This is a genomic window from Nonomuraea sp. NPDC005730, from assembly GCF_040630865.1.
Taxonomy (GTDB): domain Bacteria; phylum Actinomycetota; class Actinomycetes; order Streptosporangiales; family Streptosporangiaceae; genus Nonomuraea.
The window spans coordinates 38326-61570 of sequence record NZ_JBEXYK010000036.1 but is presented as its reverse complement, the minus strand read 5'-3'; the positions used below and the strand labels follow the sequence as shown (position 1 = coordinate 61570).

At 68.8% G+C, this 23245-nt stretch carries 16 protein-coding genes; 6 read left to right on the top strand and 10 right to left on the bottom strand.

All coding sequences use genetic code 11. The features are described from left to right. The first annotated feature begins 111 nt into the window (after window positions 1-111). Window positions 112-1101: a prolyl aminopeptidase gene (pip, locus tag ABZ444_RS32100; protein ID WP_358004990.1), complete on the top strand. Its 990-nt coding sequence runs from the start codon at window positions 112-114 to the stop codon at window positions 1099-1101. A gap of 212 nt (window positions 1102-1313) precedes the next feature. After that, entirely contained in the window at window positions 1314-2189 is an 876-nt protein-coding gene (locus ABZ444_RS32095; protein ID WP_358004987.1) for a recombinase family protein, read from the top strand. Window positions 2190-2340: 151 nt separating this feature from the next. Here ABZ444_RS32095 and ABZ444_RS32090 read toward each other — a convergent pair whose 3' ends face one another. Continuing rightward, window positions 2341-2598: a hypothetical protein gene (locus tag ABZ444_RS32090; protein ID WP_358004984.1), complete on the bottom strand. Its 258-nt coding sequence runs from the start codon at window positions 2596-2598 to the stop codon at window positions 2341-2343. Window positions 2599-3100: 502 nt separating this feature from the next. Between ABZ444_RS32090 and ABZ444_RS32085 the strand changes: the two genes are divergently transcribed. Continuing rightward, the gene (locus ABZ444_RS32085; RefSeq protein WP_358004981.1) at window positions 3101-4423 is read left to right on the top strand and encodes a serine hydrolase domain-containing protein; all 1323 of its coding nucleotides are present in this window, start codon (window positions 3101-3103) and stop codon (window positions 4421-4423) included. A gap of 205 nt (window positions 4424-4628) precedes the next feature. Here the strand turns inward: ABZ444_RS32085 and ABZ444_RS32080 are convergent, their stop codons facing one another. The 9 genes from ABZ444_RS32080 to ABZ444_RS32040 all read right to left on the bottom strand — a co-directional run bounded on the left by ABZ444_RS32080 (window position 4629) and on the right by ABZ444_RS32040 (window position 18209). Further along, the gene (locus tag ABZ444_RS32080; protein WP_358004978.1) at window positions 4629-5678 is read right to left on the bottom strand and encodes a helix-turn-helix domain-containing protein; all 1050 of its coding nucleotides are present in this window, start codon (window positions 5676-5678) and stop codon (window positions 4629-4631) included. A gap of 238 nt (window positions 5679-5916) precedes the next feature. Further along, window positions 5917-7053: a hypothetical protein gene (locus tag ABZ444_RS32075; protein ID WP_358004975.1), complete on the bottom strand. Its 1137-nt coding sequence runs from the start codon at window positions 7051-7053 to the stop codon at window positions 5917-5919. A gap of 162 nt (window positions 7054-7215) precedes the next feature. Beyond that, on the bottom strand, window positions 7216-8466 hold the full coding sequence (locus tag ABZ444_RS32070) for a TIGR02679 family protein (protein WP_358004972.1): 1251 nt from the start codon (window positions 8464-8466) through the stop codon (window positions 7216-7218). Continuing rightward, entirely contained in the window at window positions 8463-12551 is a 4089-nt protein-coding gene (locus ABZ444_RS32065) for a TIGR02680 family protein (protein ID WP_358004969.1), read from the bottom strand. The genes ABZ444_RS32070 and ABZ444_RS32065 overlap by 4 nt, the downstream gene beginning before the upstream one ends. Then, window positions 12551-13702 carry a TIGR02678 family protein gene (locus ABZ444_RS32060; RefSeq protein WP_358004966.1) on the bottom strand — a complete coding sequence of 384 codons (1152 nt, stop codon included), beginning with the start codon at window positions 13700-13702 and terminating at the stop codon, window positions 12551-12553. Before ABZ444_RS32060 ends, ABZ444_RS32065 begins: the two co-directional genes overlap by 1 nt. Then, a complete protein-coding gene (locus tag ABZ444_RS32055) occupies window positions 13699-15231 on the bottom strand; it encodes a TIGR02677 family protein (RefSeq protein ID WP_358004963.1) in 1533 nt (510 codons plus the stop codon). Before ABZ444_RS32055 ends, ABZ444_RS32060 begins: the two co-directional genes overlap by 4 nt. 981 nt (window positions 15232-16212) lie before the next feature. Beyond that, window positions 16213-16653, bottom strand: coding sequence for a hypothetical protein (locus ABZ444_RS32050; RefSeq protein ID WP_358004960.1), 441 nt, complete (start codon window positions 16651-16653; stop codon window positions 16213-16215). Window positions 16654-17506: 853 nt separating this feature from the next. After that, entirely contained in the window at window positions 17507-17794 is a 288-nt protein-coding gene (locus ABZ444_RS32045; RefSeq protein WP_358005066.1) for an integrase core domain-containing protein, read from the bottom strand. A 16-nt stretch (window positions 17795-17810) separates the two neighbouring features. After that, entirely contained in the window at window positions 17811-18209 is a 399-nt protein-coding gene (locus tag ABZ444_RS32040; RefSeq protein ID WP_358004957.1) for a hypothetical protein, read from the bottom strand. A 365-nt stretch (window positions 18210-18574) separates the two neighbouring features. Between ABZ444_RS32040 and ABZ444_RS32035 the strand changes: the two genes are divergently transcribed. From ABZ444_RS32035 to ABZ444_RS32025, 3 genes are read left to right on the top strand one after another with little or no spacing between them, the layout of a single operon-like run. After that, a complete protein-coding gene (locus ABZ444_RS32035) occupies window positions 18575-20797 on the top strand; it encodes a hypothetical protein (RefSeq protein ID WP_358004954.1) in 2223 nt (740 codons plus the stop codon). A gap of 48 nt (window positions 20798-20845) precedes the next feature. Further along, the gene (locus ABZ444_RS32030) at window positions 20846-22924 is read left to right on the top strand and encodes a hypothetical protein (protein ID WP_358004952.1); all 2079 of its coding nucleotides are present in this window, start codon (window positions 20846-20848) and stop codon (window positions 22922-22924) included. Next, window positions 22921-23163 (top strand): hypothetical protein, encoded by a 243-nt coding sequence (locus ABZ444_RS32025; protein WP_358004949.1) that lies wholly within the window; start codon window positions 22921-22923, stop codon window positions 23161-23163. Before ABZ444_RS32030 ends, ABZ444_RS32025 begins: the two co-directional genes overlap by 4 nt. Window positions 23164-23245: the final 82 nt, after the last annotated feature.

Sequence of the window (23245 nt, the reverse complement as noted above, 5' to 3'; positions counted from 1 at the left end):
GGCGCGCCCGACTCGTCGCCGGCCTGCCCCGACACCGGGGTTGAGGAACCGGCGGACAGCCGTTGGCGCTGAGAAGGATCTTGATTGCAGTAGCAGCGCAAGCATGGGCAAGTGGAGCCGCTGACTCGGGCGCCGGCGCTTGTAGCTTGGGGCGATGTATCCCCCGATCGAACCCTACGACCACGGGCACCTCGACACCGGCGACGGCCACCTCATCTACTGGGAGGTCTGCGGCAACCCCGACGGCAAGCCTGCCTCGTCGTCCATGGCGGCCCTGGCGGGGGCTGCACGCCCGATCAACGCCGCGGCTTTGACCCCGAGCTCTACCGCATCATCTTGTTCGATCAGCGCAACTGCGGCCGGAGCCTGCCGCACGCCAGCGACCCGGCCGTCGATCTGAGCTCCAACACCACCCAGCACCTGGTCGCTGACATGGAACGGTTGCGCGAGCACCTCGGTGTCGAGCGATGGCTGCTTTATGGCGGGTCGTGGGGATCCACGCTGATGCTTGCCTACGCCCAAGCCCATCCGGCGCGGGTGTCGGAGATGGTCATCTGTGGCGTCACCATGACCCGCCGCTCTGAGATCGACTGGCTCTACCGCGGTGTGGGCCGCTTCTTTCCCGAGCCGTGGCAGCGCTTCCGCGAGGGCGTCCCCGAGGCCGAACGCGACGGTGATCTGCTGGCCGCCTACGCACGGCTGATGTCCGATCCCGATCCCGCCGTACGCGCCAAGGCCACTCACGACTGGGCGGCCTGGGAGGACGCGGTGATCTCCCTGGAGGTCAACGGCAAGCCGAACGCCTACAGCGACCGGCCAGAGCCCGATCTGCTGGCCTTCACCCGCATCTGCGCCCACTATTTCTCCAACGCCGCCTGGCTGGAGGAAGGCATCTTGCTGCGCAATGCACACAAGCTGGCCGGCATCCCCGGCGTGCTCATCCACGGCCGCTTCGACCTGGGCTGCCCGCTGGAGAACGCCTGGCAACTGGCCCAGGCCTGGCCCGACGCCCGGCTCGTCGTGGTGGACGACTCGGGGCATACCGGCAGCAGCACCATGGCCAAGGCCGTTCCCGCCGCCTTGGATGACTTCGCGCGCTGAGTCCGGCCTGGCTCACTGGTCAGCAACAGGTTGAGGAACCGGCGGACAGCAGTTACCCCTGAGAATGACCATGGGGGGTAGTCGTCTCGATGTTTCATAGGCGACCACCTATGAACACCGCTCATGACCGGACGCATCCAGGGCGAACGCTGTTTCATGGGGGCGATGCAAACAGATGGTCGAGTGAAACGCTCCTATGAAACACTTGCGCAGTGCACGACGACGACTACCTCCATGTGGAGGCCCACGACTGCCCGATGACCTCCTGTGCCGCCCCGGCCGGCTCTCCCTGCCGGACCGGCAAGGGGAAGGTGGCCGTCCAGTACCACACCGCCCGCTTCCGGCTCGTGCGCGCGCTCGCCAAGGCGCTCACCGTGGCCACCCCACCGGTCCGCAAGCCGGGCACGCTCTGGATCGAGCTGCCCCGCCCGGCCGCCGTCGGCACCGAACCGGCCGGGCACGTACGGATCGGCTACGCCCGCGCCTCCACCGTCCGCCAGTCCCTCGACACTCAGCTCGACGCGCTCCAGGCCGCCGGCGTCACGCGTGTTTTCTCCGAGAAGATCTCTACCTGCGCCATCATTCGGCCCGAGCTCGACAAGGCCGTCGCCCTGGCCCGCGAGCTCCGGATGGCAGGCGTCGCGGTCACCCTGGTGGTGCACGAGCACAAACGGCTCGGCCGCGGACTCGACCTGGCCTCCCTCGCCGAGCAGCTGCGCGCCGCTGGCATTGGCCTGGAATTCCTCACCGGCGAACTGCAGGGCTCCCACGACCCGTCCGGCGTGGTATTCACCGTGCTGGCCGCGCTGTCGGGAATGGAACGCGAATACATCCGCGACCGCACCTTGGAAGGCCACGAATCGGCCCGCAGCCGCGGCAAGACCATCGGCGGCGCCGCTGTCACCGATGAGGCCATGCTGTCCATGGCCCTGCACCTGCGTGGTCAGGACCTCAGCCTGCGCGACATCGCCGCCCGGCTCGTCATCACCAAGGGCAAGAAGAAGGGCCGGCACCCGTCCCCGGCCACCGTTCTGCGGATGCTGCGCGAACACGACGCCAGCACGGCAGCGGCGCCTGCAACGGCTTGACCCACCGGTCACAGGGCAGCGTTTCCGCTGGTCAGCCAAAATCTGTCGGATGTTCGGCGGACGCTACGGCAACCCCTTATCGTCGGGTCCCATTGACCTGGGAACACGCCGCTAGTTTGCGGCTTATCGCACGGACCCGAGCGGAGGGCCTTCAGTGCTGGATCAAACCGCCGACCGGGACAGGATCGACATGGCCGGTCGGCGGAAGCGTATGCGCCAGAGCGAGACCGATATCGACCAACGATGATCGGCGGAGGCGTTCGACGTCGGCCATCGGGGTCCAGACCGACTCGGCGGTCTCGCCGCTCGGCTCAGGCCGGAGTTGGCCACCGGTGATACGTACCCGGTAGAAGATGCCGACATTCTGGTGCTCGGACAGGCCGGGCAAGCGGGCGGCCGCGGGGATCACCCTGCCAGTCGGAAGCTCATCGCCGCACGCTATCCAACGCCCAAGATCCGTGCATTCCATTATTGATCTTGATTGCCTGCCGTCTTACCGGTGGCCTTCCTGGCGCCCCATACCCGTCCCAAGCAGCCAGGTCAGGTTGAAAATAGCTCACGATTTATAGGAGTCCTCATCCCAATCCGGCCGGACACCCTCCAGCATCCAACCAGGGGCGCCGTTAAGAACCGCGCCACCAGCCCCAAACGAGCGAGAATATGCAGGTCAATGGCTTACACGTGAGAGCTGCGGCGGCCCTGGCGAGTCGACGCTTCTCCGGAGGACACCCCGCCCGGCCTGGGAAGATGCTGCCGCTTGGGGTTGGTGGCGCGGTTCTTAACGGCACCCCAGGATGCATGACCGGAGACGGCGGGCCAGCGGTGGCGTCCCTGACTCCTGGACGAACAGCCCGACGGAAATGGTGCGGGCGGACGAAGCCCACCGCTCTCGCTGTCGGCAGGATGAACGGATGGCTGACCTTAACCATCTGCAGAGCCTGCTCGACAGCAAGGTGAAATCCCTCCATGTCCCCGGTGCCGCCGTCGGCGTGCTTTTCGATGGCGCGGACCACGTCCTCACCGCCGGCGTCACCAGCGTTGACGCGCCGGCCCCCGTGACGGGCGACACGCTGTTCCAGATCGGGTCGACCACCAAGACGATCACGGCGACAGCGATCATGCACCTCGTCGAGCGCGGTCGGCTCGACCTGGACGGGCGCGTGCGCCAGTATCTGCCCGGCTTCCAGCTCGCCGACGAGCGGGCCGCCGACGAGCTGACTATCCGGCACCTGCTCACCCACACCGGCGGATTCCTCGGCGATATCGACGACGGCGAGAGCTGGGACACCGGCGCGCTGGCCGCCTCGATCGGTACCTACGACCAGCTGCCCCAGCTCTTCCCGCCCGACGCGCTCGCCTCCTACAACAACGCCGGGTTCAGGCTGCTCGGCAGGGTCATCGAGGTCGTGTGCGGCGAGCCGTACGAGAGCGCGGTCAGTCGGATCGTGCTCGAACCCCTGGGCATGAGCTCCAGCTTCTTCTTCCCCTGGGAAGCCGCGACGCGGTCGCACGCCGTCGGGCACGCCGTAGGAGAGGACGGCCCGCAGGTCGCGCACACGTGGGGGCTGTTCCGCGAAGGCATGCCCGAGGGCGGGCTGGTGTCGTCGGTGCGCGACCAGCTCCGCTACGCCGCCTTCCACCTGGGTGCGAGCGGCGAGGAGCCGGTCGGAGCCGCCACCAGGGAGCTGATGCAGGCGGAGCACGTCCGGGTCGGCGTGCCGTGGACCGGCATCGGGCTGCCGTGGCTGCTGGATGAGCAGGCGGGCGTGCGACTGGTCACGCACGGCGGCAACATCGGCAACCTGCAGCTGTCCACGTTCGTGCTGGTGCCCGAGCGCGGCTTCGCCGTCACCACGCTCACCAACTCCGCGCCCGGCAAGGTGCTGGGCAAGCTGGTGACCGACTGGTGCCTGGAGCATCTGCTCGACGCCAAGCCGCAGGCCGTACGGCTGGCGCTGCGCGAACCCGCGCCGGAGTACGCGGGCAGCTACGACGCGGGGCAGTGGACCTTCGAGGTCGACGAGGGTCTGACGGCGCGATTCGTGCTGCGACCCGAACTGGTGGCCGCGGGTGTGGAGGGCATGCCCGACATGCCGCTCGCGCTGGTCGAGGGCTGTGACGACGTGACGATCGCCGCCGACCCGCAGCGTGCCGTCGGCCGCTTCCTGCGAGACGACGCGGGTGAGGTCGCGTTCCTGCACCTGGGCGGTAGGGCGGCCAGGCGGATCCGCTGAATCGGCCTGCCGTCAACGAAGCTGCTACCGGGCACATCCGATCGCATCGAGCCTGGTCAGCAGCTCCCCGCTGCTGAGCGGAAGACCCGGCGGAACGGGGGCCCTATCCGGTATCGCCGTGCCCTGTACCGCTTCAAAACTCATCACTTAGGGCCTGAGCTGGGTGTTCTCTGGGGCAGCTACGCGGCTCGGTGGTGCTCGTTGATCAGTCCGCTGAGCACCCTCCGGCGTTCGATCCGGCCTTCCAGCGGGACGGCGGTCTGCTCGTCGTGATCGGGTGGCCGCTGCGCGCGGGACTGGTGCGGCCGATGCCCGTTGTAGTGATCGACGTACTCACCGAGCACCGAGCACCGAGCACCGAGTGCAGATGCCGTTCGCCGTAGATCAGCATGCGGTCGGTGCGCTCGGCCCGTACGGTGCGTACCCACCGCTCGGCGTAGCAGTCCGCCCGCGGTGTGCGCGGCGGGATCTTCAGCACCGTCACGCCCGCGCCGGCGAAGACCGCGTCGAAGGCACCGGTGAACTTGGCGTCTCGGTCGCGGATGAGGAAGCGAAAGGATCTGACCCGGTCCCCGAGGTCCATGAGCAGGTTGCGGGCCTGCTGAACCGTCCATGCTCCGGTCGGGTGGGCGGTCACACCCAGGATGTGCACGCGCCGGGTGGCGACTTCCATCACGAACAGCACGTACAGGCGCTTCAAGGAGACCGTGTCAACATGGAAGAAGTCGACGGCCAGCCAACCGTGCGCCTGAGCCCGCAGAAAGGTCCTGCACGAGGTGTCGGTGCTTCGCGGACCCGGGCCGACCCGCCGGCTGCGAAGGATCCGGCGTACGGTCGCTTCGCTGACCTGGTAGCCGAGCCGGATGAGTTCACCATGCACCCGGTGATACCCCCAGGCCGGATTCTCCCGCGTCAGGCGCACCACCAACTCTCGGATCTCCTCGCTCGTCCTTGGGCGGCCGGAGCGGCTCGGATACGTCCACCGGCGTCGGATCAGACGCCGATGCCAGGCCAGCAGCGTGCCCGGCGTCACCAGCCGATGAGCCCGCAGCCCGGGCGGCAGGAGTCGTGGCAGCGCGGATAGGAGCGCTCGATCGGCCCAGTCCGGCTTCGGCCGGGTGACTTGCCTTCGCAGTATCGCCACCTCATGCCGCAGCACCAAGATCTCGACGTCCTTGGCCGCCTCGCTCCGGCCCCGCAGCGCCAGCCAGCCGAACACCCGGATCATGATCAGATACAGAAGACGGACAGGCATAAGAGCCAATCTTGCCCACACCGCTGCATCAGCCCGACCTGCAGGTGAAGCACCCCGCGACGACTTTTGAAGCGGTACAAGCGCGCCGTGCTGTGGTCATGAGTGGGTAGTTGACCCGTAAGCAGGAGCGGGCTCCCGGTAGCTGAGGTGTTGTCTATGCAGCTCAGCCGCAAGGAGCCTGCCGTACGACCGAGGGCGACCGGAAGATCTGCCGGCGGTTGACGGCTGCGCGCATAGATCACCGCTCCGACGACTCGTCAGCCAAGGCGCTCCGCAGATGCCTGGCCATCGTCTCGCTGACCGGGACCGTGGTGGGCAGTTGGGGCTCGTCGAAGTAGCGGGACTTGTACCGGCGCAGCAGTGACTCCCCGTGCTCGGGCCAGGAGAAGCCCTTCTTCTTGAGAAGCTTGCCGAAGACCACGCCGGCATTGTCCGGGGCGGGGTCGGCCAGGAGCCGGATGGCCGCGGGGGAGATGTCGTCGCCCCGCAGGTAGGAGGTCAGGGTTTCGCGGTAGCGGCGCCGGTTGATCAGGCGCGGGTCGGCGAAGAGCTCCTGCAGGAGACCGAACTCGAGGTAGAAGCTGATTCCTGTTTCCGGGTCGAAGTGGATGGCCACCGTTTCGGCGTCCAGCACCTCCTCGGGATAGGTGAAGCCGGGCAGAGGGAAGGTGTTGCCGGGCTGGGTACGGTCCATGCACGCCCGCATGAACGCATCGTGTCGCGGGACCACGTCCTCTCCCGTAACCACGATGTATTCGGCGTCGTACAGGTCGAGGAAGACCTCTCGCTGTGCGGCGAGCATCCGGCGGGCGGTGGCGAGCTTGTCCGGGTTGCGGAAGACCAGCTTGGGGTTGCGCAGGCCGATGTCCGCGGCCTGGGTGAGGAGCTGGTCACGGGCCTCGGCGGGGAAGAGGCTGATGTGCGCGCTGACCAGCCAGCCCTCCCCGAGCGGCACCAGGCGGCAGATGAGGAACATGCCCCTCTTGATCGGGCGGAACGCGGACTTGCCCATGTTGGACCGGGCGCGATAGGTGAGCTCGTCCACGAGGTTGAACAGGACCACGGCGTCCTGTTCTTTTCCCTGGACCTCGAAGATGCCTTCGACCACGTCCCTCCAGCCGAGGAGCATCGCCCGCTCCTGCGGGCTCAGGCCGGGGTGGGCGCGCAGGAAGCGGTCGATGACCGTGTCGCCGGAGGCCAGCCGGTGCTGCAGGGCGAAGTGATCGACGATCATGCTGGCGGTCACCTCGCTGTCGGCGAGGTCGTCGGGACGGCTCCGCTCGAAGGCTGCGTCGAGTTCGCGGGTGAACTGGGGCGAGAGGGCGAAGTTGACCAGCCGCTCCTTGAGGGCCGCGGCGTGCTTGATGGCGTCCATGACAGCGCTGTTTCTTCTTCGAGCCCGTGCTTTCGCCGGGCTTGTTCGGTTACTGGTCCACGGGCGTCCGACGCTTGCCCCCGTCCCGTAGGTCGGAGGACACGTGCTGGGCGGCTGAGACTACCTGACCGTCAGGTCGTTGATCACAAGAAAGTCTGGGCGTCAGTGCCTGGCACCTCCCTTCGGGACCAGGTCGGCGATCAACTCGGCGAGTACGAGCTCCTCCTCGACCCGCAGGCCTCGTCGCTCCATCGCGAGGCCCAGGTCCGGATCCCAGGGAGTCGGGCGCACCTGCCCTGACAGCGGCGCCGACGAGGGCACGGCTTGATAGGAGGCGGTATCGAAGCGCCACGGCAGGAACCCGACCCTCTCGTGGACGGCGGCGGCGATGGCGATTCCGCCCCAGTCGAAGTCCCCGTGGTAGGCGAACGGCGCGCCGCCGGCCGCGAGAAGGTCCAGCAGCCGCCAGACGGCCGCCGACGGCCGGCCGCCGCCGCATACCAGGGGTGGGCAGGAGGCTCCCAGTTCGTCGGCCGCCGCGGCGACCACGACCGGGTTCTCGCAGATCCTGACCAGGTCCGCGCGCAGCGGTGCTTCGTGACGGCGGAGTTGACGCAGGGTCAGCACGCACGGCTCGCCCGCAGCCCTGGCGGCGCTGAGCATGCGTCCGGTGGGGGAGTGGTCGTCACCTGGCAGCCCCAGGCAGAGGACGAGGGAGGACAGGTCATCGAGGTGCACGCCGACCGCGGCCCAGGCCGAGCGGCGGGCGTCCGCGCCGCCTTCGCCCGCGTGCGGCAGACCGGACAGGGCACGGGCTGCGGACAGGGCGAGGGTGGCCAGCGGGCGTCCTTCGTCCAGAGCGTGTGCGTCTGCGCAGGTCTCGGCGGCGAGCCGACCGAGGGGCGTGCCCGGTGACGGCAGGCGCTCCAGCACGGCGCTCAACCGGTCGAGCAGGATACGTGCTTCTTGGGCTGTGGCGGCGAGCCTTCTGACCAGTCCGGTGGACTCCAACCATGATCGCCACCCGGACAGCTCGGGCCGGTCGGCGATGAGAGCGTCGAGCCTGGCGAAGGCCCGTTCCCAGGCCGCCGCCTGCGCGGCCTTCTCGCCGGCCTGGTCTCGGATCGGGCCGCGCAGGCGTACGACGGCCTCGCGCAGCCCGTCCGCGGTGACGCCGCCCGCTCGCAGGATGCGGTCCACCTCGTCCAAGGAGACCGACAGGGAAGAACCGGCTCCCGCACGGCGGCCGAGCAGCACCTCGGCCGCGCGGCGCTGCGCGGAAGTCGCGGCCGTGAGCGTGACCGTCCCGGTCAGCGGCTTGCCCTGTTCCAGGCGGCGGCGTGCCCGATCGACCAGCCAGGCGGTCTCGTCACCGCCGAGCAGCCGCCCCAACCGCTCATCCTGGACACTCATGTGAACAGGCCGTCCTGTGCCACGGCCACGTCAGGGGCCGGCATCGCGGTGACCGGGCGCTCCGCTCGCCGCCGCTCGCGCCCGTCCCAACGCCACGGGGTGACCAGCACCGCGTCCACGCCGTCGCGACGGGACAGCTGGCAGATCGCAAGCCCCGGGACCTGGGGGTAGCAACCCCATTCGCGCTCGCTCGTCATCACCACGTCCATGTCGAACGTGGCCAGCAGGCCCAGGCATTTGGCGCGGGAGTCGTCGTCGACGCCCGCGAACGCCTCGTCCAGGGCGACCAACCGCGGAGCGTACGGGTTGCCCGCCGATTTGTAGTGGGCCGACGCGGCGGCGAACAGCGGCACGGACGCGGCGAGCACTCTCTCACCGCCGGAGGCCGGCCCGGTGGCGGCCCGCCATTGCCCGTCCTGCAGCCGCTGGATCGCGAACTCGTGCCAGACGCGGTAGTCCAGGGCCCGGGTCAGCGCTTCCATCCATCCGGCGGCAGCATTGTCGGCATGCTCGCGGGCGATCCTGTCCTGGAGGAACGCGCCCACGGCCGATCGGTCGGCGACGGACCAGGCGTCCACCGTCTGCCGGAGCTTGTCGCGGACCCGCTCCAGCCCTTCAGGGGCGTTCCTGGCGATCTTCCAGATCAGGCGCAGGCGCATGCCGGTAGAGGTGGGGCGGGACTCCAGCTCGGCGTTCATCTCCCGGACCTCGGACTCGGACGCGGCGATCAGCTCGTGCAACGTTCCGGCGACCTCGTTGAGCAGGTGGTTCTCCAGGATCTCGCGTTCCTTGGCCGACAGGAGCCGGGCTCTGTGCCCGGTCTCTTCCGCCAGCGCTTCGGCGAGGCCGGGAACGTCCCTGCTGCGGCCCTGGAACAGCACGTCCACGATCATGACCCCGTCCCGCAGGGTCAGTCCGACGGAGTGCCCGTGCCTGGCCATGGCGTCCGACAGCAGTTTGTGCTCCTCGGCCACCTTCTTCTGCACCCGGTCCCAGGGGCCGTGGCCGTCGTCCACGGTGTCGAGCTCGGCGTTGACCGTCCTGGCCAGGAGCACCGTGGGGGTGGCCGCCCACTGGCCGTCCGGGTCGGGCACGTCCAGAGCGGGGAGCGCGACGTGCAGCAGTCCCGTGGCGGCGAACGCCTGGAACTCCCGTACGGCGGTGTCACGTGCCGTGGTCGCCTCGTCGATCTGGCCGCGCAGGGCGTCGCGCACGCCCTCGGCCTTGCCTCGTTCCTGCAGGGCCGCCTGTTCTCTGCGGCGGGTCTCGCCCTCGGCTGAGGTGCGTTCGCGCAGTTCTCGTTCCACCTGGTCGAGCCGGCGGAACAGCTCCTCGACCGCGGCGCCGGCGGTTTCCACCAGTGCGCGATAGGTCTCCGCTGCGGCGTCCGCCTCGCCGCGTGCCCCCACCGCCAGATCGGCCGCGTCGTCGAGCCGGCTCCGGGTTCGTTCGAGGTCCTCGGCGGCTTCGTGGGCGGCCTCGTGCGCGGCTCGCCACGCCTGTTCGGCGGGCCAGAACCGGGCCAGTGCCAGCCGGTACCCGGCGACTCCGCTCGTGACCTCGGCCAAGGCCTGCGGTTCGGCAGGCAGGCCGACGTCGCCGGCGAACTCGGCGGCCCGGTTGCCGGCGGTCTCCAGCTCGCTCTGCCGCTGGAGCGCCACTCCTGTCGCGGCGGTGTGCTGGGCGGCGAGTTCGCGCCGGCGTTCGTGCTCGGCGGCGAGTTTGACGTGGGCCTCGCGCAGCGGCGCGTCCGGGGGCAGCGCCCGGTGCTCGGCTGCGAGTCTCTCGCGCCGGGCGGCGAGCGCGTCGAGGTCGGCGCCGAGGCGATGGATCCGCTGGGCGACCTGGTCCAGCTCCGCTCGGAGAGCCGCCAGCCGGGCACGCCGCGCCGCTTCTCGCGCGCCCTCGCCGATGTAGTGGGCGTCATTCTTGCGCCATGAGCCTGCCAGCACGCCGTTGGCCCACCGTCCGTCGACGGTCACCCACGTCCCATCACCCTGGCCGAGCGCGATGCTCTTGAGCACCGTCTCGACGGCGGCGTCGGACAGGGCCGCGGCCTGCGGGTCGGCGCGGTCGAGGGCAGGACGCAGGACGGCGGAGCACGACGCCCCGGCCGGCGGCTCGCCGGTCACGATGAAGGTGTCGTCCTCGGCAAGCAGCCGCCCGTCGGGCGTGACCCACGCGTCCAGGATGCCCGCGGCCTCCAGGGCGGCCTCCAGCCCGGCCCGATGCGCGGCCGGCACTGCCTCAGCGAAGTCCACCACCTTCCACAGCGGGCCGCCGGGACGGCCGAGCCGGGCGTCTGAGCCGCGCGTGTGCGGGGTGGGCGGAGCGTCGTGTCCGCCCGCCTCCAGCCGGGCCATCTCCTCGGTCAAGGATGCGGCGGCCCGCCTCGCCTCGCGCAGCTCCGCCTCCAGTCCGGCGCCCAAGCGGCCGAGCGCGTCGGTGGCGTTCCTGGCCGCGTCGTCGACCACCGTCGCGGCCGGGTTGGGACCGTCGACGGAGACGGCCCACCCCTCCAGCGTCGCGAGCATCTCGTCAGGGTCGTCCAGCCGCAGCTCGGTCAGGCCGGCCAGGTACAGGGCGTACTTGTGGACCAGCCCGGCCGTGGCCGCGCCGGTGGCCTGCTCGGCGGCTTCGACGCGCTCGGCGGCGGACTGCAGCTCGCCGGTCAGCCGGTCCACCTCCGTACGGGCTGTGGCGAGCCGGGACCGAGCTTGCCGCACGGTGTCGATGAGCCGCTCCAGCTCGTTGATCGCCTGCTCCTGGCGGTCGGCCAGCGTCTCGGCCTCCCGCCGGGCCCTGGCCTGCTCCGACGGCTCGCCGAGTGCGTGCCAGTCGATGACGGCGAGGTGCCCCGCCTCGAACGCCGCCGCGCGGGCGGCCGCGAGCGCGGACTCCCTGGCCTCGTCCAGCTCCCGGTCCGCCTCCTCGGCCTTGCCGAGGGCGGTGCTCGCCCGCTGCCCTCGGCGCTGGGTCTCGCCGGTGAGGCGGTCGCGCTCCTGCTCGTACCGGCGCGCGTGGGAGTCCAGCCGGCCGGCTTCCTCTCCCATGTGTTTGAGCCGCTCGGCGTCACGCATCTCGGGGCTCTGCCGCAGCGCCTCCTTGCGTGCCTCCAGCAGGTTCCGCTGGGCTGCCAGCTCCTCCAGTACCTGCTGGGCCGCGGCCAGCTCCACGTCCGCGGCCGCGTGGCGGGCCTCGGCTTCGCCGAGGTCGCGGCCGAGGTGCTCGTACCGGCTCTGCGCCAGGCGGGGGACGGCGGCCTTGCGCTTGGCCGCGATCGTGGCGTACCGGCGGTAATGGACGAGGAAGTCGGCCGCCGCCCCGCGCGCCTCCTCCAGCCCGCGCAGCGCGTCCCGCTCCTCGTCAAGGCCGCGGAACGCCTCGGCGACCGTGGCGATCAGAGCGGGGTTGAGCGGCGGCAGCGCCTCGGTGAGGGCCCGCGACAGGAGCTTCTCGTCAGGCTTCTTGGACAACTGCGGCTGCCGCAGCTGAATGAGAAGGTTCACCAGCGCCTCGTAGCGGTGCTCGCCGAGCCCGAACAGCGCTTCGTCCACCGCCCTGCGGTAATCGGCGGCCCGGTCGTAGGCCATGCCGTGGCCCTCGATCGCCTCCCGCAGCTTCTCCCTGGTGAGCACCACTCCAGTGGAGGTGAGCAGGTGGAGATCACGGCCGATGCGCTGGGGAGTGACGAAGAACCAGTGCCGGACGATGCCGCGGTCCTTGACCGCCTTGAGCCCGCAGCCGATCGTACGGAACTCCTCGCTCCCGTCGGCGGCGCGGCGGCCGAACTCCATCCACGCGTACCCCAGCCGCTCGGGGTGCGGGTGCCTGCCGCCCAGCAGCAGGTTCCACTCCATGCGCTTCTGCCGGTCGCCGTCAGGCTCGACCCGGTGCGGGGCGAGCTCGCCGTCGAGCAAGAACGGCAGCGTCAGGGCCAGCACCTTGGACTTGCCCGTGCCGTTGTTGCCGCGCAGCAGCAGACGGCCGTCGTGGAAGTGGAACTCCTCCACGTCGTAGTAGAACATGTCGACGAGTCCGGCGCGCAGCGGCTTCCAGCGTTCGGAGGTCGGAGAAGGCAGCATCACTGTCCTTTGATGACGGGTTCGTCCAGCGCGTAACGGGCAATGGCGGGCAGCCCGACGGCCGCGTCCTCCGTGACGTGGACCAGCCGCAGCGCCGTGAGCTTGCCCAGGGCCGTGGCCAGCAGTCCGTCCTCGGCGCCTGGCTCGGTCACGCCCTTGCGCCAGAACGACACATGGTCACGGGCGGTCTGCCGGACGAAGGCCCTCAGATCATCCATGCTTGATGCCCCGCGGCTGGCGAGGTGCTCGGCCACCAGCAGCGTCACGTGGCCGTCGGTGCGCTGTTCGGGCATGCGCACGTCGGTCAGTTCGTCGGCGGGATCCACCATCGCGATGCCCTCCGCGCGTACTTCTGCCACCAAGCCGGTGGCTTCCACGATCCGGCGGGTGATCGCATGCCGCTGGGAGGTCAGGTAGGCACGCTCCGCCTCGTCCAAGTCGGCGAAGTAGATCACCGGGTCCTCCAGCAGCCTGCGGGTCAGCCTGCGGCGAAGTGCCTGGTTGCGCAGGTCGTCGGTGTCGGGGACAGGCTCGGCGGTGAGCTCGGCCAGTCGTTCCTCGAACGACTCCGCGGTGATCGTCGATGGGCCCCGCGTTCCGGTGAGCAACGCGGCCAGGACCGGCCTGCGCACGTCGTACAGCACGTCACCGGTCGAGGTCAGATATGCCTCCTCATCGCCCGAGACTCTGCGCAGCACGCCCCAGCCGAGCAGCGTGCGCACCACGGTCACCAGATCGGCCCGCTCGGCCCGGCCGTCAAGGGTGAAGTGAAAGTCCAGTTCGGGCTCCGCCGCCGCCGACAGCACCTCCTCGGCCAGGCGGCCGAGCGTGGTCTGCGCGTCGGCCCGCTCCAGCACGGCCAGCGCCAGGCACAACAGGACGTAGCGGCGCCGGCCGTACGGCTCTCCCGCTTTGCCCCTGGCGGGGTGGGTGGCGTCGGACGTGTCCGCGACGCCCTTGAACAGCCGCGCGGCGCCCGAATCCACCGTCAGGCGCCAGCCGGTCTCCCGGGAGAGCCACTCGCGCAGCTCGGTCAGATGGCGGCGGACCAGCACCAGCGCCTCGGCGTCGTCCTCGGCCGTCAGCAGTGGTTTGGCCAGCAGCGCGCGCAGCGCGGCACGCCGCTGGGCCAGCTCCTCCTCGGGCGTCATCGGACCACCAGGAGATCGGAGATCTCCACCACGTGTTCAGGTCCGGTGAGAACGCCGTCCTCGGTGTGGATCTCGACCTCGCCGCCATCGGCGACAAGGGTGAGCCGCACCCCCATCGAGCCGTCGCCCGTCACCGTCTTCACTTCCGTCTCCCCGGGCCGCCGCGCCGCCAGCGCGTCACCCAGCAGCCCCAGGAACAGCCGGAACGCCCGCGGGTCCAGCACGTTCAGCTCCGAGAGCAGCACCGGCCCGTCCGTGCGGAGCCGAGCTCGGGCCGCGGCGGTCTCGGCCGCCTCCCGCTCGGCCTGCTCCATCAGCAGCCTGCGCGCCTGGCTGCGGTCGGCCACCTTGTTGGGCTTGCCGCGCCGCTCGTAGGAGCCGGTACGCCGGAGCCGGGGAGAGATCCTGATCGGCGGTGCGTCCTGCCAGGAAGTCCCGGCTCCGACCTCCCGCCACTCGTCCAGGGTGGCGGTGGTGACCGTCAGGTGGCGGGCCGGGGTCAAGCCGAAGGCCGCCCGCCACAAGCGGTGCATCGCCGCTTCGTCGGGCGCCTCGGCGAACCAGCGAGCCAGGGCACGGAAGTCCGCGGATCGGTCGGAGCGTCCGGACCTCCGCTCGTTGAGCAGCCCGACCGCGTCGATGAGCTGCTTGATCGCCGTGATCGCCGCCTGGCGCAGCAACCGCGCCTGTGACGGCCGGCCCACATCCGTGGAGACGAACCAGTCCCGAAGTCCTCGCCAGCGGTTCAGCCACGAGGAGTACGCCGCCTCCTCGGCCCTCCCGTACGCCTCCCCGGCTTCCGCCCGGTCGGGCACCGCGTCGGCGGCCTCCCTGCGCGCGGCCAGTCTCAGCAGTTCCTCATGCCCGCACGTCTCCAGCCGGGCCAGCAGGGTCGCTATTCGCGCGCCGGAGTTGGCAAGGTCGGCGATGAACCGGTTGATGTACTCGATCAGCCGTTCCTTGTAGGCGACGAACCCCGCCACGTCGCCGTCGGAGAAATCGATCGCCCGGCGCAGCGAGGCCATGAACGCCTGGGCGTTGTCCGCCAGCGACGAGAAGCGCTCGGCGAGGGAGAGCAGGAGCAGATGAACCCTGGCCGGGTCGGGATCCTGCTCCTGAGCCAGAAGGGTCAGCGCCTGCAACTGTTCGGCGATGTCGCCCAGGGCCACCGACTGCAGCACTCCACGCCGCCCGATCGCCTCCTCGTAGAAGTCGATCGCCTGCTCGGCCGCCTGCCCCGCAGGGGTGAGCTGGAACAGGAACCGCTTGCGGTGGAAATCCTCCACAGAGGTGACCCTGCCGGTGTCCGCGTCGGCCCGCAGGTTGCCCCACTCCCGCAGCTTCTCCAGGGCTTGCGCGAGCGCATCGTCGTTGTCCCGCCGCAGCTCCGCCGCCACGTCCTCCGGTCGCAGATGCACGATGAAACGTTCCTTCGCCCGGGCGAAGACGCGCAGGATCTCCCGGTAGAGGGCAGCATTGGGAGCGCTCAGGTGAGCGAAAGGCTGATGCTCGTCAGACGGGGAGGCCATGGTGCCAGTTTTCCTGACCGGAGAGAGTGCCGTGGCACCATTGGTGGGAGATGTTCGCAGATAGTAGGTGAATCTCGCCGTACGGTCACCGCACTGCCGAGCTGTTCGGCGATTCGGTGCATCAGGGTGTGCGCTGCGCACCGGTGGCGGGTTGTCAGCGGCCGGTGGACCATTGATCTGCTCGCGGAGGACGTCGGCATGGCCGGCCGCGCGAACGAGCCCTTCCTGGCCCATGAGGCACCGTAGGATCGGCGCCGTTGCGAAGAAGCGTAGAGCCAAGGCGCCCCATGCGAGGAGTCAGCGGCCCACCCTGCCCGGCGCGCGGTGCAACTCGCCGCCCGTCAGCCCTCGCCAGACCCTCGTTCTGGGCTGTTCGAGTCGCTGCTGGGGACCGCTGGGGATCAGTGGTGGCCGGGCTCCCAGGAAGCGATCACCGAGCGCCTCGCAGACCTGCCCGCCCGCTCGCCTCTGCGGCTGGAGAACGCCGTCGTCGACCTGGTGGGCGGGGGAGCTGTGGACCCGAACCCAGACCGAGACCATGGGTTTCACTGGGACCAGTACCTGGCCTGGCTGGCTGACCTGGTCCGCGACGAGATCCAGATCGCCGCGCGCACCGGTGGGCAGATGGCCGACCTGTGGCGACTGCTGTACGGGCTCGCCCCGATGACCCCGCCGGCCGGCGGGGAGATGCTGCGAGGCCGTCCTCGATCTGCTATCGCAGTGGGTCGAATGGTGCATCGAGCGCACCGGCCTGATCGGCGAACTGGCGGAGCGAGCCCGCCAGGCGGCCGCGAACAACCGGTGGGGACGGATCCGACAGCATGGACCTGCGCCGGACCGAATAGGGCGACCCCGTTGCCGAGGTTGCCGAGGTTGCCGCTGATGCCGCTTTCCGCAAGCACTGGAGGGTCCTGACCTGTGGTGACCTGGTGGGGGACTGAGCGGCGGCAAGGTCGTTGGTAAAGGGCCGATCGCCGAGGATCAGAGACGCGTTCTCACGGGGCCGCGCCCTCCGCCTGAATGCTGCGCGAGCGTGGGGTGCTGGCTGGGACGAGTGCGTTGCAGCAGGCGGCCAAAGGCGCTCAGGTCGGCGCATTGGATCAGGCGAGCGTAGGGGATCGGCTTCGTGCCGGTGTGCAGTCTTTTGGGGAATCGGCGCATGTTGGAACCATGCCGTAGGTCGGATCGGACGGTGAGGCCGTGAACAGCGTGCAGCGGGATTACATCGGTCTCAGGGTGGATCATGACAGCGATCGCGTTGTGAGGGATGCGCTGTCGGTCGAGATAGCACGTGATATCGCTGTCAGGATGACTTAGTTCGCAGTAGTACTTCACGAGGTGGGTGAGGTTGAAGCCCCGGTCGTCGGCGGCATGGACGAGGCGCTGCTCGAAGTCCGTCAGGGGGTGCCTGGCGAGGTCCATTCGACCTCCTCTTAACTGTCACGCAAGGTACTCCATTATGGTCGTTCGGGGTCCTTGGGGTGAGGGGTGCGGCCGTGCTCGGTACGTGCTCGTACGCCCCGTCACGTGCCGTCAGGACCCGGCGCCGCTTGGCACGCGAAGCGCGCCGAGGCGGCACGAAGCATCACCCAACGGCACAGGGCGGCACTAAAAGATCTTGCTGCTAATCCGACGGTCGCAGGTTCGAATCCTGCAGGGCGCGCTTTGATCATGGCCTGAACTGCGGCTATGCGAGGTCGGACGCGTTCTGGAACTTTCGTCTAGCGGTTGCGTGCTCCGTACGTGCTCGGTTGCACCACCCCTGCACACGCCATGATCATCCGCCATGCCCGATCCTGTGTGGCAAGAGCAGCGGCCCCGCCTCGCCGCGAGCAGGTGGCGCATGCGGGGCCGGATGCTTAATCCGACGGTCAGCTCCTCAGCGAGATGAGTTTCCCGGCCTCTGCCTGGTCCTCCGCACCGAACAGCAGGGCGCCGGTCTTCTCGGCCGCGGTGGCTACCTGGGGTAGACGGAGGTGTAGGTGTCGGCAGTGAACGCGCTGGAGGTGTGTCCCAGTGTTTCCTGGCCACTTTCATCTCCACTTCGGCCGCCGGCATCAGCGAGGCGGCGCCATGACGGAGACTGCCGCCGGGCTGGGTGAAGACGAATCCGGGGCGGCCCAGGAGTGACTCATGGCCAGCCGTTCTTGTGCTTGCTGCTGACGGTGGGCCCGCAGCACTTGGGGCGGTGTCGCTGTTCAGTGCGATGGTACGGACCGAGGCGCCGGCCTTCGGTGTGCTGCCCGAATATTGAATTACCTGGCCTGAGCTGCGGTTAGGCGGCGTGGTGGCATTCGTTGAGCGTGCCTGTGACGACGGGTTTTCGGCGGATGGATCGTAGGTCGTTGAGGGCGGTCATGTGCGGGGCGGGCTTCGCGGCGATGTCCGGGGGACGTTGTTGCCAGGATTGGTGCGGCCGGTGCCCATTGCAGTGGATCAGAAACGCGTGCAGTAAGAGGGCCAAGCGGCGGTCATTGAGGACCAGGGTGCGGTCCAGGAGTTCGCGGCACGGAGTGCCGATGACCCGCTTGCAGACAGCGTTCATCCTTGGTGTCCGTGGCAGCGTGTGATGGTCCGTATCACTCCGCGGTGAAGACGTCGCTGAAGGCGGAGGTGAAGAGCGGGTCCCGATCGTGGATGCGTATCACACTGGTCAGGTGCAGCCGCCGGGTGCTGTGCTCGATGAGACCAGCACGTAGCCCTGTGCGTCGCCTGCCGGTGAAGGTCCACTTCCGCGCCATCAGGTGAGGGGGCCAGCGCAAGATCGTCGCCGGGCGTCCGGGAAGGCTTCCGTCCACCGACGGCGGTGGACGAGCCGAGACAATGACGCAGTTAGAGGCGGTCGGTGCGGTCCCACCGTGGCCGGCCATCGAGCTGGCGGCGGAGTACCTGGTTTCGTGACGGAGCACCAGCAGCTCAACGTCTTTGGGTAGATCAGAGCGCACGAGCACCGTCAGCAGGCCGACCAGATTCGTCACCAACCGGTGGACAAGCGACAGCAATACCCTGCGATGGTCCCAGTGCCGCTCTGATCGCGCGGCGAAATCCCAGCTCCCACTGCGAAGCCATGTTTTCGAGCGGGACAGGATCGTGGGAGAGGCCGCATGGCGGCCACCGCCGTACAGATCATCGTCGAATGGGACGAGCGGGGCGGCAGACCGGCCAGATCGCCGCTGAGGAGGGGTAATTGCGAGCTCTTTGTGTGATCTTGCTGAATCAGCAGCCTGCGGCCGTTATTTCGGGCGGCGGAAGTCCATAAAGATACAGAGGCGGTTCGGCGAGAAGACAAGCCCTGACCTCGGGACTCGACTGTTCATGTGACCTAGGATCACCGAGGTGTGCGATGGCGGATTTCTCCCGGCCACCGTCCGAGATGCTGGAGCAGAGCCTCCACAAGGGCTATGTGGGGCTTCATATCGAACAGGGCGTTCCCGTCCTCGACCGCGACCTCAACTTGCTGCACGACCTCATCGCGTCCACGGTGCGGTTGATCGTCTCGCGCTACATCGGCGACGGCATATCCGTCGGATCCGAGGCTTTCGAGATCCGATCGATCCTGGCGGAGCCCGACATGGCGACACCGGAGTCGGCCAACGACTTCTGTATCCTGCCCGGCAAGTCGATATCAGACGTGTGCCTGGTCGACGGAGTCGAGGTGCGGAACTTCACCCGGCGCACCTACCGTGACCAGGGCGACGTTCCCGAGCTGACGACACCGACTCGCGAGCACGGTTCGATCCGCGAGGACATCGTCCACCTGGACGTCTTCCTGAGCACGGTGGACGGATCCAAGGACAGGGACCTGCTGAACGGCGGCGACATCGGCATGCAAACCTCCGTACGGCTGCGCCCCTCCTGGACGGTGCGGGTCGTCGAGGGCAGGACGAAGCCACCCGCACAGGTTCCGCCCGGGCACACCTACCTTCCTCTGGCGCTGCTGCGCCGTGAACCGGGCAACCCCGAGATCGAACCCGGGATGATCGAGGATCTCCGGCGGCCCATCCTGGCTCTCAGCGACATCGAACGCCGGCTCGACCGCATGAACCGGCTGCTGATGAAGCCCGCCTTCGACGCCGACCCTCTCAAGCAGATCGAGCCAATGCTCGGCGACGTCGGCACGCCGGTGACGTTGATGGGGCGCAACCTCAACGTTCATGCGGGCGGCGGGGTCAAGGTGCCGGCGGGAATCCCGCGAGTGACGCCGGTGACCATCGAGACGGCCGGAGGTTCGGTGACGAGCGACGCTCCTTTCGCCCTCCAGGAAGGCGGCCTGATCCCGACCTTTCAGGAGGGACCGATCGAGGTCGTCGCCGACCGGAAGGACGACAGCTCACAGCCATGGATCGACCTGCCGATCACGCTCACCTTCGAGGCCGATGTCGGCCATGCGGCGACCCGGAGCCTGCAGATCAGCAATAGTGGCACCGGGACCCTCACCATCAGTGACCGCGAGGGGTTCCAGCCGGGCCCCGGTCTCGTGCTCACCACCGTGCCGCCGAGCATCAAACCCAACGCGTGCGCCAACCTGGAGGTGACCTTCACCGGCGTGACCGGGTCCACGACCGTTCAGGCCGTCCACGACGTCACCAGCAACGACACGAAGGCGAAGGTGACCGCCGGGCACAATCACCGGGTCACGCTCACCGCCACCACGCGGCTGGCGCCCGGCACGATCCTGCTCGCCGACCGCGACGCCGCCGGAGCGGACGGGCACTCCGCGGGCGGCGTCATCCTGGTGGATCCGCAGACGGGCAAGCAGGCGAGATTGTCCTTCGGCGAGCGCGTCGCGGCGCCCTCTAGCGTGGCCATCGAGGCGAGCGGGACGATTCTGGTCGCACGTGAGGGCTCCATTGTCCGGATAAATCCCCTCATGGGGGAACAAGCCATTCTGGCCTACAGTGACACGCTGGGCAGATTCCACGTGGGGCTCGCGGTTGAGGACGACGGCCAGATCCTGGTCACCCACACCGGGCGCAGAGGCCATGGCAGGGGTGAGCTCATCCGGGTGCACCCGGACACGGGGGCGACGACTGTCCTGACCAGCAGCAAATGCGATCTGGCAGGGGTGGCGGTGGACGTCGACGGCTCGATCTTGGTCGTGGAACAGGGCATGTCACCCGACAAGCCGCGTGATCTCCTTCGGGTCGATCGGCGCACTGGACGATCGACCGTCCTGACCACGTTCGATCCTCCCTGCAGACCGGTCGGGCTGGCGGTGGAGCCCGGCGGCGGGATCTTGGTCACCGACGCCGTCTCCGCAGACGGCACAGGCCGGCTGATCCGGGTCGATCCGACCATGAACAAGACGGTTTTGTCGACCGGTCAGTTCTTCCGGGCCCCGTGGGGGATCGCCGTCGACCACGGCGGCTCGATCCTGGTGTCCGACCATGAGGCTTTCGGCCACAAGGGCGGAGTGATCCGCGTCCATCCACAGACGGGAGTTCAGACGAAGGTGAGTGCCGGGGGCATGCTGGTCAGCCCACTCATGATCGTGATCGTGCCGCAGGACGAACGCCCAATCGACTCCCTCGCCCCAGCCGCTTATGGCGCCCTTGGCGCACGTTGACACCGTTCTGGTTGGTGTCCGTCCATCTCTATGCCACGGGAGGAAGCCATGGCCGACAACACGTTGAGGCGAAGCGAGTACTGGGACCACGACCTGTACATCCCTCGCATCGGCGCCACCTTGAACCGCGAGAGCCACACGGACATGCACCGCTACCTGCTGCCCATGGACAGGGCCCGGAACACGGCCTGCCATGCGTGGGGCGTGGCTGCGGGGCTGGCCGTACAGGTGGCCGACGGCCGGAACGGGCTGAAGATCTTCCCAGGTACGGCGATCGACGCGGCGGGGTGCTTGATCGTCCTGCAGTCGGGCGGCGCGGTCGTCGTCGACCCGGCCGCGGACCCGGACCAGATCGAGGACATCGTGACCGTGGTCGTCGGGGACGGCGGGGCGGTGCTCGGGACGGCCGGGGTGAGCGGCGACCACCTCCTGACCGTCACCTGGCTTGAAGTGCTCCAGCGGGAAAGCCCGGAAGACCCTCCTGTTCTCGTGCACGCGCCGTGGTTGCGCCTGGTCCCGGCCACGGGCGCGGACGACGACGGCGGGCAGGTAGTGCTCGCGCAGGTCACGTTGGACGACGGCAGGGTCACGAGACTGTCCGCCGGCCTGCGTCGCCTGGCGGGCGTGCCCGCCGGGCGCCTGGAGCTTCGGGCCGCCATGGAAACGGGCGGAGCCACCCCTCAGGTCGGGCAACGTGTGACGGCCGAGTTCGCGGCTGACCGGAACGGCGACGTCGTCCTCACCCTGGCCTCAGGCGACGGTCCCCGGCCGTCGCTCAGCGTCGAAGGCGCGACGGGCAACGTGTCGGTGCACTCAACGTTGTGCGCCCGTGGCGACGCCGACATCTCTGGCAAGCTGACCGCCCGTGCCACCATCGAGGCCGCTGAGGCTCTGAACGTCCATGGCGCCCTCACCGTGCAGAGCGCTCTCAATGCCAACGCCGGGCTGAACGTGCGCGGTGGTCTGGACGCCTACCGCCGCTTGCGTGTACGGCAGGACGGTGACCCCTCGGCCGGAATCTCGTTCCACCGGGACACCCCCAACGGCGACCGTGCCCTCATCGGGATGATCGACGACGCCACCGTCGGTATCAAGGGCCTTACCGGCGCCGACTGGGCACTGACCATCGACACCACCACCGGCGAGACGAACCTCAAGGGCGACCAGGTGGTCGTCGCCAAGAAACTCCAGGTCAAAGGCACCCTCAAAGCCGAGGCGGTCGTCGCCGGCAAACTCGATGCCATAGGCGTCCTCACCGCCCAGGACACCATTGAAGCCCAAGGCGCGCTCAACGTCCGCAACACCCTGACCGCCCTCGCCACCCTCAACGCGCAGGGCGCCCTCAACGTCAAGGGCATCCTCACCGTGCAGAGCGCTCTCAATGCCAACGCCGGGCTGAACGTGCGCGGTGGTCTGGACGCCTACCGCCGCTTGCGTGTACGGCAGGACGGTGACCCCTCGGCCGGAATCTCGTTCCACCGGGACACCCCCAACGGCGACCGTGCCCTCATCGGGATGATCGACGACGCCACCGTCGGTATCAAGGGCCTTACCGGCGCCGACTGGGCACTGACCATCGACACCACCACCGGCGAGACGAACCTCAAGGGCGACCAGGTGGTCGTCGCCAAGAAACTCCAGGTCAAAGGCACCCTCTATTACCGGAACAAAGTCCAGTCCTCTGGCGGCAGCTCCATCATCGACCATCCGCTCGACCCGGCCGGCAAGTATCTGTCGCATTCATTCGTCGAGGCACCGGAGATGCTCAACGTGTACTCCGGTGTCGCCGTCACCGACGACCACGGCGAGGTCACCGTCAGCCTTCCGGACTTCTTCGAGGCGCTCAACCGTGACCACCGTTTCCAGGTGACCCCGGTCGGCCGGTTCGCCATGGCCACCGTGGACGGCGGAGTGCGGGCCAACGCCTTCACGATCCGCACCGACCAGCCAAACGTCACGGTGTCGTGGCAGGTGACCGGAGTGCGCCAGGATCCGTATGCCGTGGCGCATCCCGTGGTGGTGGAGAGGGAGAAGCCGGAGGCGGAGCGGGGATTGTTCCTGCACCCGGAGGAAGCTGGATATGCGACGAGCATGATGATCAGGGACCCCGTGGAAGTCGAGAGGTGATCCAGGAAGGAATCGACGTGATAGATCAGTTGCGGGAACGGCTGGCGGAGCTGACCCAGGAATACCAGCTCGGCGAGGCGCAACTACGCGACGTGGTACGCCAGGATACGCTGCTTCGGGAGACCCTGCTGCGCATCAGCGGGGCGATGCAGGTGCTGGAGGAGCTGTGCCGGGCCGGGGACGCATCGGAAGACTCACGGCCTCAGGCGGCGGTGCCCGAAAGGTCGGGGAAGTATTGACGTCGAAGCTGTTCGACGGCATCGGGGCGGGTTGCCACGGCCAGGCCGTGTCCGCTCGACGGCCTCGCCTGCGCAGAGGTCA